The sequence below is a fragment of the Actinoplanes philippinensis genome, assembly GCF_900113015.1.
Classification (GTDB): domain Bacteria; phylum Actinomycetota; class Actinomycetes; order Mycobacteriales; family Micromonosporaceae; genus Actinoplanes; species Actinoplanes philippinensis.
In genome coordinates this window covers 323387-335711 of record NZ_FONV01000009.1, presented here as the reverse complement: position 1 = coordinate 335711, position 12325 = coordinate 323387, and the positions used below count along the sequence as shown (strand labels likewise).

General features: G+C 73.5%; 11 protein-coding genes. 9 read left to right on the top strand and 2 right to left on the bottom strand.

Annotation, left to right across the window (positions count from 1 at the left end; all coding sequences use genetic code 11):
* The 6 genes from BM290_RS25005 (at window position 1) to BM290_RS24980 (ending at window position 4942) form a co-directional block, all read left to right on the top strand.
* Window positions 1-918 (top strand): N-acetylglucosamine kinase, encoded by a 918-nt coding sequence (locus BM290_RS25005; protein WP_093618096.1) that lies wholly within the window; start codon window positions 1-3, stop codon window positions 916-918.
* 13 nt (window positions 919-931) lie between these two features.
* Window positions 932-1837, top strand: coding sequence for a DMT family transporter (locus tag BM290_RS25000; RefSeq protein WP_093618094.1), 906 nt, complete (start codon window positions 932-934; stop codon window positions 1835-1837).
* Window positions 1834-2763: a 1-phosphofructokinase family hexose kinase gene (locus BM290_RS24995; protein WP_093618092.1), complete on the top strand. Its 930-nt coding sequence runs from the start codon at window positions 1834-1836 to the stop codon at window positions 2761-2763. The genes BM290_RS25000 and BM290_RS24995 overlap by 4 nt, the downstream gene beginning before the upstream one ends.
* Window positions 2760-3605, top strand: a complete 846-nt coding sequence (locus BM290_RS24990; RefSeq protein ID WP_239143646.1) for a class II fructose-bisphosphate aldolase — start codon at window positions 2760-2762, stop codon at window positions 3603-3605. Before BM290_RS24995 ends, BM290_RS24990 begins: the two co-directional genes overlap by 4 nt.
* A 99-nt stretch (window positions 3606-3704) precedes the next feature.
* Entirely contained in the window at window positions 3705-4259 is a 555-nt protein-coding gene (locus BM290_RS24985) for a SigE family RNA polymerase sigma factor (protein WP_093618088.1), read from the top strand.
* Window positions 4256-4942, top strand: a complete 687-nt coding sequence (locus tag BM290_RS24980; protein ID WP_093618086.1) for a hypothetical protein — start codon at window positions 4256-4258, stop codon at window positions 4940-4942. Before BM290_RS24985 ends, BM290_RS24980 begins: the two co-directional genes overlap by 4 nt.
* Before the next feature lie 6 nt (window positions 4943-4948).
* On the opposite strand, the gene BM290_RS24975 is transcribed toward BM290_RS24980, so the two are convergent.
* A complete protein-coding gene (locus BM290_RS24975) occupies window positions 4949-5830 on the bottom strand; it encodes a MarR family winged helix-turn-helix transcriptional regulator (RefSeq protein ID WP_093618084.1) in 882 nt (293 codons plus the stop codon).
* Window positions 5831-6052: 222 nt separating this feature from the next.
* On the opposite strand from BM290_RS24975, the gene BM290_RS24970 reads away from it, so the two are divergent.
* Both BM290_RS24970 and BM290_RS24965 read left to right on the top strand, forming a co-directional pair.
* Window positions 6053-9073 carry an AfsR/SARP family transcriptional regulator gene (locus BM290_RS24970; RefSeq protein ID WP_177319891.1) on the top strand — a complete coding sequence of 1007 codons (3021 nt, stop codon included), beginning with the start codon at window positions 6053-6055 and terminating at the stop codon, window positions 9071-9073.
* 140 nt (window positions 9074-9213) lie between these two features.
* Complete coding sequence (locus BM290_RS24965; RefSeq protein WP_177319890.1) at window positions 9214-11352, top strand: GAF domain-containing protein; 2139 nt, start codon at window positions 9214-9216, stop codon at window positions 11350-11352.
* On the opposite strand, the gene BM290_RS48590 is transcribed toward BM290_RS24965, so the two are convergent.
* Window positions 11353-11493 carry a hypothetical protein gene (locus BM290_RS48590; RefSeq protein ID WP_177319889.1) on the bottom strand — a complete coding sequence of 47 codons (141 nt, stop codon included), beginning with the start codon at window positions 11491-11493 and terminating at the stop codon, window positions 11353-11355.
* Window positions 11494-11522: 29 nt separating this feature from the next.
* Here BM290_RS48590 and BM290_RS24960 point away from each other — a divergent pair, with 29 nt between their 5' ends.
* The gene (locus tag BM290_RS24960) at window positions 11523-12296 is read left to right on the top strand and encodes a LysR family transcriptional regulator (protein WP_203779458.1); all 774 of its coding nucleotides are present in this window, start codon (window positions 11523-11525) and stop codon (window positions 12294-12296) included.
* The last annotated feature ends 29 nt before the right edge of the window (window positions 12297-12325 follow it).

Sequence of the window (12325 nt, the reverse complement as noted above, 5' to 3'; positions counted from 1 at the left end):
ATGTTCCTCGGCGTGGACGGCGGCGGCACCAAGACCGCCTACTGCCTCATCGACGACGACGGCGTGGTACGCGCCCGCGCCCTCACCGCGAGCATCCACTACCTGACCAGCGGGATCGGCATCGTCGCCCCGCTGCTGCGCGAGGGGATCACCCGGGTCTGCGCGGACGCCGGCATCACCCCGGACGCCATCACGTACTCCTTCGTCGGCATCCCCTGCTACGGCGAGGTCGCCGCCGACGTCGCGGCGCTCGACGCCCTCCCGGCCGCCGTGCTCGGCACCGGCCGGTACCGCTGCGACAACGACATGATCTGCGGCTGGGCCGGATCCCTCGGCGCGGTCGACGGCATCAACGTCGTGGCCGGCACCGGATCGATCGCCTACGGCGAGAACGGCGATCGGAGGGTACGGGCCGGAGGTTGGAGTGAACTCTTCGGCGACGAGGGCTCCGGCTACTGGGTGGCCGTGCGCGGCCTGAACACCTTCACCCGGATGTGCGACGGCAGACTGCCGGCCGGCCCGCTCGTCCCGCTGCTGCGCGAGACCCTCGGCCTGGCCGGCGACCTCGACGTGATCGACGTCGTGCTGAACCGCTGGCAGGGCGACCGGGCCCGGATCGCCGCGCTCAGCCCGCTCGTCAGCGCCGCCGCCGAGGCCGGGGACACCGCCTGCGCCGCGATCCTGCACGACGCCGGCCACGAGCTGGCGGCCCTCGTCGACACCGCGACCACCACGCTCGGCTTCCGCCCCGGGGAGCCGATCCCCGTCTCCTACTCCGGCGGCATGTTCACCTGCCCGCCCGTGCTCGACGCCTTCCGCCGGGCCCTGAGTGACCGGCACGAGCTGCGGACGCCACTGCACCCGCCGGACCTCGGCGCCGCCCTCTACGCCGCCCGGCTGCACACCTCCACCCGTTGAAGGGAGCACCACCATGTCCGTCACCACCACCCACCGAACCGGCTGGATTCCGTACGCCGGGCTGCTCGTTCTTTTCTGGGGTGTCTGGGGCGCCTTCTCCAGCCTTCCCACCAGCGAGTACGGCTATCCCGACGGCATGGTCTACGTGGTCTGGGCGATCACCATGATCATCCCGGCGGTGGCCGCCCTCCGCGGCGCCGTGTTCGACCGCCGGCCGGTCGCCGCCCTCTACGGACTGATCGTCGGCCTCACCGGCGCCGGCGGACAGCTGCTGCTCTTCAAGGCGCTGACCCTGGGTCCGGCGTACATCATCTTCCCGATCATCGCCCTGTCCCCGGCGATCACCGTGATCATGGCGCTGGTCGCGCTGCGGGAACGGCTCACCCGGATGGCCCTGGCCGGTGTGGTCCTGGCCCTCGTCGCGATCGTGCTGTTCTCCGTCGCACCCGGCGACTCCGACGCCTCCACCGGGCCGTACCTGCTGCTCGCCGTCCTGATCTGTGCCGCCTGGGGCGTGCAGGCCTACTACATGCGCAAAGCGGCCACGGTCGGGGTCAACGACGCGACCACGTTCGGCTGGATGACGATCAGCGGCCTCGTCCTCGTCCCGGTCGCCCTGATCATGGCCGGTGGCCTGCCCACCGGGTTCCCGTGGCAGGCGCCGACCCTCGCGGCGGTGACCCAGCTGCTCAACGCCGTCGGCGCGCTCTTCCTGGTGATGGCGATGAGCCGGGGCAAGGCGTCGGTGGTCGCACCCATCACCAACGCCCTCGCACCGGTCCTGACGATCGCGCTGTCGCTGGCCGTCTACCAGAACATCCCCTCCGGCTTCCAGATCGCCGGCATCGTCCTCGCCCTGGCCGGATCGACCCTGATGGTCTACACCACCGAGAAGACCGCCGAGCTGAGCCCGTCGTGACCCGCGTCGTCACCGTCACCCTCAACCCCGCGCTCGACATCACCTACGACGTGGCGGCGCTCGCCACCGGCGAGAGTGTGCGTGTCGGCGCGGTACGGTCCCGGCCCGGCGGCAAGGGCGTCAACGTCGCCGCCGTGGTCCGCCAGCTCGGCGGCGACAGCCTGGCGATCGCGCCCACCACGCGGACCGGCCCCGACCCGTTCCGGGCCGCGCTCGACCGGATCGGGCTGGCACACCGGCTGATCCCGTCCTTCGACGAGGTGCGGCGAACGGTGGCGGTGGTCGCCGCCGACGGCACGACCACAGTGCTGCTGGAACCCGGCAGCCCGGCGGGCCCGGACACCGCGCACGCCATCACGGCCGCCGTGTCCGACGAACTCGCGCACGCCGACACCCTGGTCGTCTCCGGCAGCCTTCCCCCCGGGCTGCCGGACGACCTGCCCGCCCGGCTGGTGAAGGCAGCGGGGGACATCCCGGTGATCGCCGACGTGTCCGGGCCGGCGCTGCGGGCCGCCGCCGGATCCGGCGCGGTCCTGACACCCAACACCGACGAGCTCGCCGACCTTGCCGGTCACCGGCCGGACAGCACCGCGGAGGCGGCCGCCCTCGGACGGCGTCTGCTCGACGACGGCGCGGCGGCCGTCGTCGTCACCCTCGGCAGCGCGGGAGCGGTCGCGGTGACACCGGCGGGAGCCTGGTTCGCGCGTACGGCCGAAATCGTCACCGGCAACCCGACCGGCGCCGGCGACGCGGCCGCCGCCGCGCTCGCCCTGCACCTGGCCACCCGCCGCCCCTCGTGGGCGGACGCCCTCGCCGACGCCGTCGCCACCTCCGCCGCCTGCGTGCTGCGGCCCGTGGCCGGCGAGATCGACCTGCCGGCACGCGCCCGATGGCGCGACACCATCACCGTGGAGGAACTGTGGTGAACGGACAGACGGCCACCGACCCTGCCATCGTGCGTGACCTGCGCGGCAGCGGCCGGGCCATCGGCGCCTTCAACGCGATCATGCTGGAACACGCCGAAGCGGTGGTGGCCGGCGCCGAGGACGCCGGGCTGCCGGTGATCCTGCAGATCTCCCAGAACGCCGTGCGATACCACGGATCGCTGGCGCCGTTCGCCGCAGCCTGCCAGCGGCTCGCCGAGGCCGCCACCGTGCCGGTGATCGTCCACCTCGACCACGCCGAGGACGAAACCCTCATCCACCAGGCCGTCGACCTGGGCATCCGGTCGGTCATGTTCGACGCCGCCACCCTGCCGTACGCCGACAACGTCGCCCGTACCCGCGCGGTGGTCGCCCACTGCCACGCCGCCGGCTGCTGGGTCGAAGCCGAACTGGGGGAGGTCGGCGGCAAGGACGGCGCCCACGCGCCCGGGGTCCGCACCGACCCCGCGCAGGCCGCCGCCTTCGTCACCGCCACCGGGGTCGACGCCCTGGCCGTCGCGGTCGGTTCGTCGCATGCCATGAACAGCCGCGACGCGGTCCTCGACGACGACCTGATCGCACGGCTGCGGCAGGCCGTGCCCGTGCCGCTGGTGCTGCACGGCTCCTCCGGCGTGCCGGAGGACGGACTGCGCCGGGCCGTCGCCCACGGCATCACCAAGGTGAACGTGGGCACCCTGCTCAACCGGGCGCTGACCGGCGAGGTGCGGGCGGTCCTCGCCGACCACGCGGGCCTGACCGATCCCCGCAAGTATCTGGCGCCCGGGCGCGACGCCGTCCGCGCCGAGGTCACCCGCACGCTGCGCCTGCTCGCCCGGCCTCGCTGACCCGCGGTCACCTCGGCGTGGTCGAGGGTCAGACCACCACGGCCGGCGACAACCTTCCGCGGGCTGCAACCTGAGCGGCGATGAATCCGTCTTCGGGTTGTGAGACTGCACAGGGGCTCGGTCAGATCCGGCCAAGAAGACGACTTCCGGGAGTTCGTGGCCGACCGGCGGCTGAACCTGCTGCGTACCGCCGCGCTCCTGGCCGCCGGTGACACCCATCTGGCGGAGGATCTGGTGCAGGCGACGCTGATCAAGGTGTACGCCAACTGGGCGACGTTCCAGAAGGCCGGCAACCCGGACGCCTACCTGCGCAAGGCACTGGTCAACGCGCTGATCGACGAGCGCCGCCGGATCTGGCGGCGCCGGGAGCAGCCGGTGGCCGAACTGCCCGATCAGGAGGCCGCCACCCCATCGGGCAGCGCGGGCGGCGACGCCGTCCGGCAGGCCCTGCGGGAGCTGCCGCCGCGCATGCGGGCGGCCGTGGTGCTGCGCTACTTCCACGACCTCGACGTCGCCGAGACCGCGCACGCCCTCGGCTGCTCGGAGGGCAACGTCAAGAGCCAGACCGCCCGTGGCCTCGACCGTCTCCGCGCTGTTCTGCACGAGCAACAGCAGCACGCCATGTCCTCGCGAACCCAGGGAGCCACGTCATGACCGACCTGCGAGAGTACTTCGACGAGATCGCCGACTCGGTGACCTCGACAGCGACCACCGACGTCGAGGCCGATGTCGTACGCGGCCGGCGCGCGGTACGGCGGCGGCGCGTCGTACAGACGGTCGCCGGCTCGATCTTCGGCGTCGCGGCGATCGTCGCCGCGTTCACCATCCCGTCCGCCGGTGTCGGGTCGGGTCCGTTCGGGCCGACGGCGGCGGCGCCACCGGCCGTCGCCCGTTCTCTCGACCTCGTCGCCTACCAGGGCCCGCAGCCGAAGGGTTTCACCCTGGACACGGTGCCGGCCGGCTGGTTCGTGCAGTCCGACGCACGCTACAGCCTGCTGCTCGCCCCCCAGGGGAGCGGCGCCGGCCCGGACAGCGCCGCCGGCAAGATCGTCATCTACCTGGAGTCGCGGGACCAGAACGGGCCGCCGCGCGCCGGCGCCGAGGTGGAGGTCGGCGATCGCGACGGCGTCCTGGTCAAGAGCCTGCCGGCGATGATCCCCGGCCAGAGCCCGCCGCCCGCCGACGGCGACACCGGCTGGACGATCTGGGTCGAGCAGCCGCACGGCGTCCACCTGATCGTCCAGTTCGGGGAGGGCCTCGGCCTGGACCGGGAGCAGATGGTCGCGCTGACGGCCGGCGTGCACGTCCACGAGGAGGCCCTGCAGGGCATCGGCTGACGCGTGTCAGCCGGGCTCGGCGACCGGCTGGTGTTTCTCGAAGCAGATCTGGTTGTACGGCGAATCGCTGTACGCATCGATCTCGTGATACCCGGCGCCGCGATACAGGGCGATCGCCTCGCCGAGGCATCGGTGGGTCCCGAGCCGGAGGGTGCCGGCGCCGTGTGCCGCGGCGTCGGCCTCCAGGTGGTGCAGCAGGCGCCGGCCCAGGCCGAGACCACGCGCTGTGCCGTCGACCCACAGATGCCGGATCTCCGCCGTACGGGTGTCCAGCCGGATCCACGCGCCGCAGCCGACCGGCTCGCCGCGTTCCCGGGCCAGCAGCAGACTGCCGGTCAACTCCTCGGGCCTGGTCAACGCCGCGTCGTCGTAGCCCTCCGGGAAGCGCGTCGCCAGCTCGGCGGCATACCGCTGCAGGCAGCGCCACGCCTCCGGGTCGCCGGCGGCCACGGGGGTGATCGTGACGCTCGCCAGGCGCAGCAGCCGCCGGACCCGGCCCTGGGCGGCGGCCAGTTCGTGTTGCTGCTCGGGGCTCAGCCCGCCGAGCAGGGCCCGGACACCGGCGCGTGACCGCTGGTCCAGCGTGTCGCGTTCGCGCCGGCCGGCCTCGGTGAGCTCGGCGATGCGGGCACGGCCGTCGCGGGGGTGGGCCAGGACCCGGATCAGGTCCTGCTCCTCCAGGCCGCGCAGGAGCCGGCTCAGGTAGCCCGAGTCGAGGCCGAGGCGGTCGCGCAGCTCGCTGACATCGCGTCGGTCGCCGATCTCCCAGAGCAGCCGGGACGGCCCGAGCGGCCGGTCACCGCCGAGATACCGATCGGTGAGCAGCCCGAGGCGTTCGGTGTAGAAGCGGTTGAAGTCGCGTATCTGTTCGATCAGGTCCGGCTCCATCCCCCGACATTATCTGACCCCGGTCAGGTAATCGCCCGTATGGCGTACGGATGGCGTATGTGTCAACGGCGTGGCCGATCGTGAAAGGGCCGCGGGAGCAGCGCGACTCCGGGGGCCGTCTCGATGGGGTCACGGGGCCCATCGCACCGGCCCCCGGCCACGCGGTGTCACAGGATCACCATGAGATCGACTTTCGGTGACGGCGCGGATAGCCTGGCGCCGATGCCACCCGAGACTGTCCACTATCGAATCCTGGGCAACGTGGAAGTGCGGCTCGGCGGCGAGAACGTCGTCGTCGCCCGGCCGCGGCACCGGGCCGTCCTGGGCTACCTCCTCCTCAACGCGGGCCGGGTCGTCACCGTCGAAGCGCTGGCCGACGCGATGTGGGGCGGCGCCGAGCCGGCCACCGCACGGTCCCAGCTGCAGGCCGACATCTCCGCGATCCGCCGTGCCGCCGACGGCCGGCTGACGCTTCTCAGCCAGCACGGCGGCTACCTGCTCCGAGCCGGCCCGGACAACCTCGACCACCTGCGCTTTCAGCAGCTCACCGCAGACTCCGCCGGCCTTCCGCCCGACCAGCGTGTCGTACACCTGCGGGAGGCTCTTGCCCTGTGGCGCGGGCAACCCTTGGCGGACGCGGCCGGGGCCTATGTGGCGGCCGCGCGCTATCGGCTGGACGAGGAACGGATCGCCGCCTGGGAGGAGGTCTTCGATCTCGAACTCCAGGCCGGCCGGCACCGCGAGATCGTCCCGGAACTCGCCGGCATGGCCCGCGACCAGCCGACCCGCGAACGGCTGTGGATCGCGCTGATGACCGCCCTGCACCGGTGCGGCCGCCAGGCCGACGCGCTCGCTGCGGCCCGGGAGATGCGCCGGTTCCTCGCCGAGGAGCACGGGCTGGAGCCCGGCAGCGCCTTCGTGGCCGCGGAGCGCACCGTCCTGCAGGCCGCCGACGACGTCGACGAGACGCCACCGGCCCCGGCCACCGTGGTCCCGGCGCTGCTGCCCTCCGCCATCGTCGACTTCACCGGCCGCGCTGCCGAGGTCGCCTGGCTGGACGCCGTGCTCGCCCCGGGGGACCGGCCACGGCCGGTCGTCACGATCACCGGGATGGGCGGCGTCGGCAAGAGCACCCTCGCGGTCCACGCGGCGCACCGGGCCGCCCGCGACCACCCGGACGGCCAGCTCTACGCCCGCCTGCACGGCACCGAGACGCACCCGGCCGAGCCGGGCGACGTGCTCGCCCGCTTCCTGCGCGCGCTCGGCACGGACGAGCGGGCCATCCCCATCGACCTGACCGAACGCGCCGACGCGTACCGCTCCCGCGTGGCCGGACGCCGGATCCTGGTGCTGCTGGACGACGCCGCCGACGAGGCGCAGATCCGGCCACTGCTGCCCGGCGGCCACTCCTGTACGACCCTGGTGACCAGCCGCTCCGGCCTGCACGGCCTGGAGGGCGCCGAGCGGCTGCAACTGCAGGTCTTCTCCGGCGAGGAGGCCGCGGCGTTGCTCGGCCGGGTCGCCACCACCCACCGGATCGCCGACGACCCGGCGGAGAGCACCACGATCCTGCAGCTCGTCGGGCGTCTTCCGCTGGCCGTACGCATCGTCGGCGCCCGCCTGCGCTCGCGTCCCGCATGGCCGATGTCCCGCCTCACCCGCGCGCTGCGCGACGAACGACGCCGCCTCGACCATCTGGTCGCGGGCGACCTGGCGGTACGGACCTCGATCGCCGCCAGCTACCGGGCGATCGGCGAACCCGCCCGGCGACTGGCCCGCCGCCTCAGCCTCTTCGCGCTGCCGGATCTCCCGTCCTGGCTGGCCGCTGTCGTCACCGGGGCGCCCGCCGCGGAGGCCGAGGACCTGCTGGAGGAGCTCGTCGACGCCCAGTTGCTGCTCGACGCCGGCACCGACACCACCGGCGCCGGCCGCTACCGCTTCCACGACCTGGTCCTGCTCTACCTGCGCGAACGCGCCCGCGACGAGGAGCCGTCCGAGGGCGCCGAGACGCTGAACGCCGGCCTCGGCGGCTACCTGTGGCTGGCCCGCCGGATGAGCGAACGCATCCCCGGCCCCTGCTACGCCGCCGTGCGCGGCGCCGCCACCGAGACCCCCGTCGACGACATCGGCACGCTGCCCGACCCGCTCGACTGGTTCGCGCTCGAACGGTCGTCGCTGCTCGCCGCGATCCGGCAGGCCTGCGACATCGGCGCGCTCGATGCCGCGTTCGAGCTGGCCGGCTGCCTGGAGAAGTTCTTCGACATCCGCGGCGTCTACATCGACTGGCGTTCCATCAACGACCACGTGCTCACCGCCTGCCGCGCCGCCGGGCACCGCCTCGGCGAGGCCGTCATGCTGCGCGGCCTGATCGAGCTCTCCACCTGGCACGAGGCCGACCACCCGGGCGCCGCCATGGAACGCATGCTCCGCGACGCCGACCACCTCTTCCGGCTCTTCACCGAGGCCGGCCACGGCCCCGGCACGGCCGACGCGGCGGTGGACCAGGCCTGGGCGCTGGCCGCGACCGGCGACTACGAGCAGGCCGCCGTCCGCGCGGACGCCGCGATCGGGCTGGCCGAACAGCACGAGCACCTCGGCGGCCAGGCCCGCGCCCACGTGGCCCGCGCCGTCGTCCACGGCGAGTCGCTCGCGCTGGCCGACGCCGAACGGCACCTCACCATCGCCCTGCGACTCGCCCGCCGGCTCGGCAACCAGCGGTACGTCGCCACCACCCTCCAGTTCATCGGGGTCCTCCACACCCGCGCCGGCCGCAACCCCGAGGCGATCGGCGCCCTGGAGGAGTCGCTGCGGATCCTGCACCGCTACCGGGACCGCTACGCCGAGGTGCTGACCCTGCTGACCCTGGCGCGCGCACACCTGCCGCACCCCCCGGCGCGCGGCTTCGCCACCGAGGCGCTGACCATCGCCCGCGAATACAACCTCCCGCACCACACCGCGGACGCCCTCGGCGTTCTCGGCGCGATCGAACTGGCCGAGGGCAACCACCACGCCGCCGTCGGCCACCTGCAGGCGTCCGTACGACTCTGGCGGCGCCGTGGCTGGCCCGCCTTCCTCGCCGATGCTCTGCGCAAACTCGGTGACGCGCAGGTCCGCTCGGACCCGGTCGCCGCCCGTCGCGCCTTCAGCGAGGCCCGCGACATCCACCAACGGCTCGGGCACACCGACCGTACGGCCGAACTCGACGCCGTCATCAGCGCCCTCGATCGCGGCGCCCGCTGCTGACCTCGCACCGCGCGGCGGCCGGGATCCGGCGCCCTGTTTCGCCGTGCCCGTCGCGGGAAAGCAGGCGCCGTGCCCGTCGCGGGAAAGCAGGCGGGGACAGCCCGAAGCTTGCTGCGGTGCAATCCAAAGGGATGATGATCGTGGTCGCAGAAACCGGATCGATTCCGGCCGGCGTGATCGACCCGAGGCGGGTGGCCGCCCTCCGCGCGACCGGGCTGATCTGCGATCAGGTCTTTCCCGGCCTGGACCGGCTCACCGGGATCGCCACCCGGATGCTGCCCGCGCCGATAGCGCTGGTGAGCCTGGTCGACACCGACCGGCAGTGGTTCGCCAGCCACCTCGGACTTCCCGAGCGGTGGGCGACGGCCCGGCAGACCCCGCTGACACACTCCTTCTGCCAGTACGTGGTCGACGCCCAGCAGCCGGTGATCATCGCCGACGCGCGCGCCGATCCGCTCTGGTGCACCAACCTCGCCATCCCTGAACTCGGGGTGATCGCCTACGCCGGGTACCCGTTGCGGGCGCCCGGCGGCGAGGTGCTCGGCAGCTTCTGCGCCGCCGACACCCGCCCCCGCCGGTGGGATGCTCGTGACCTGCGCTTCCTGGCGGACATGGCCGCGGTCGCCGCTGACGAGGTGGCCACCGTCCTGCGTGCGGGGCAACTGGCCGAGAAGCAGCACGACGCCGACCGGCAGCGGGCCTTCCTCGACGCGCTGCTCGACAGCCTGGACGCCGGTGTCGTCGCCTGTGACCCGTCCGGGCGTATCGTCCTGATGAATCGTGCTCTGCGTCAGATGACCGATGTCGCACCCGGATCGTCACCTGAGGAGTCGGTGGCCCGGTTCATCGTCCTGCATCCCAGCGGGAGCGCGTTCGCGCCGGACGAGCTGCCCCTGGCTCGGGCTCTGGCCGGCGAGAGGGTCCGCGATGACGATCACCTGCTGATCGGCCCGGACCAGCGGCGGGCGACAGTGCGCGCCCACGCCCAGGCGATCATCGGGCCGCGAGGCGACGTGCTCGGTGCGGTGGCGGCGGTGCACGATGTCACCGAGCGCCGCCGCGCCGACCGGTTCCGGGACGCCGCCCTGGCCGTCCACGACGCCTGTGCCACCGCCGCCCCGGTCGAGGCGGCGCCCGCCATCGTGCGTGCCGTCGCCGGCGCGCTGGAATGGGCGCACGCCGAACTGTGGCTGGCCGACCAGCTCGACGATCTGCTCCGCCCCGTCGCGACCTGGACCGAACCCGGACATCGGGTCGACGACAGCGTTCCCCCGGTGATCGAGCGTGGCCACGGCCTCGCCGGCGCCGTCTGGCACACCGGCCGGCCTGTCTGCATCCCCGATCTCACCGGCAACCCGGCGCCGCTCAGCCCGGAAACCGTCGCCGCCGGCCGGTGGGGCGCGGCACTCGGCGTCCCGGTCCACGGATCCGAGCACCCCATCGGCGCGCTCGTCATGTTCGCCGCCCACCCGCAGCCGACCGACCCGACGATCATCACCATGGTCGCCGGCATCGCCAACCAGATCAGCGAGCTGCTCCAGCGTCACCGCGCCGACGACCTCGACCGGCAGCTCGCCCGCTCCAAGGATGAATACCTCGCCCTGGTCGGCCACTCCCTCAGGACGCCGCTGACCTCGATCACCGCCATCACCGACCTGCTCGCCGACACCGACGGCGTCACGACCCTGGCGCAGGTCGCCGACCTTCACGAGGCGCTGCGCCGCAACACCACCAAGCTGCAGGTGGTGGTCGACGACCTGCTCGACCTCGCCGCGCTGGACTCCGGCTACCTGCCGATGGCAACCGGGCCGGTCGACCTCGCCGCGCTGGTCCGCGACAGCGTCGCCGCCGTCCGCACGACGGCCGCCGCGCAGCGGATCGCCCTGCACACCGCGACGCCGGATCACCTCGTCGTCGACGGGTCGGCGGCACGGCTGCGGCAACTGATCGACGCCGTCGTCGACAACGCCCTCAGATACAGCCGCTCCGGGGGACGCGTCACCACCGCCCTCACCGCCTCCGGTGGCGTCGCCGAGCTGGTCGTCACCGACACCCGCATCGGCATCGACCCCGGTGAACGCGACGAGGTGTTCCGGCGCTTCTTCCGCAGCCGGCAGGTCCAGCACAGCAGCATCCCCGGAACCGGCCTGGGGCTGGCGCTGTGCCGCACGATCACCGAGCTGCACCACGGCACCATCACCCTGACCACACCACCGGACGGCCACCCCGGCACCACCGTCACGATCCGGCTCCCCGCCGGACGGCGACGCAAGCGGTGATCAGTTCACCCGGTCGCCGAACGCCGCCACCGACACCGGCTGCCAGTCGCGCCAGGTCTGCAGACGGTCCTGGTGGATCGGCTCGATCTCCGGGAAGTCGCGGCCGGGCAGTAGCCGGCGCGGCGGGTTCTCGGCATCCATCGCCGCCCTCGCTTGCAATGAGTCTGGACGTGCATCCGCAGCTGCTACGGGCTCCGCGAGCGGTGCTGGACCCGGGGTCGCCGACGGTCGACTCCGAGCGTCTCGGGTTCACCCGGTCGGCGCTGTCCAAGCAGATCGCGACGCTGGAGGCGGCCGCCGGGGTGCGGCTGTTCGAGCGGGGGCCGCGCGGCGTCGACGACCTCCGTCCGCCGCTCGGGGGCCGGGTGACGCTCGGCGGGTTCCCGGCGACCGCGCTGCGGCCGGCGCCCCGGGCCATCGCCCGGGTCCGCGCCGCCCACTGCTCGATCGACGTCGACTTCGTGGAGTCGTCGACACCGGTGCGGATCCGTCGGCTGCGGGCGGGCCGGCTGGACCCGGCGCTGCAGGCGTCGGGGGAGGGACTGCCCGGCTGGGACCTGACCGGCATCGAGGTGGAGCCGCTGCCGTCGGGTGTGCTGCTGGTCGCCGTGGGCCGCCGGCACCGGCTGGCCGGCGCGGGCCGGGTGCCGGTCACCGACCTGGTCGGCGAGGGCTGGATCGCCGGCCGGGGCGCGCGCGGCGAGCCGCAGTTCGGCGTCTGGCCGACGCTGACCGAGCCCCTGGTGGCCGCCGAGCTGGGTGACTGGTCGGCGCGGTTCGGGTTCGTGGCCGCCGGCATCGGCGTGACCACCGTTCCCCGGCTGGTGGCGGGATCGGTGTCGTCTGCGTCGAGGTCGACGATCCGGCGTGGACGGGACGGTCGACGGGTCTCGCCCGGATCGGCCCTCTCACCGGCGCCGCCGCCGCGGTGCGTGTGGCGCTGATCGCGCAGGTCCGGCCGGATCAGGCCGGC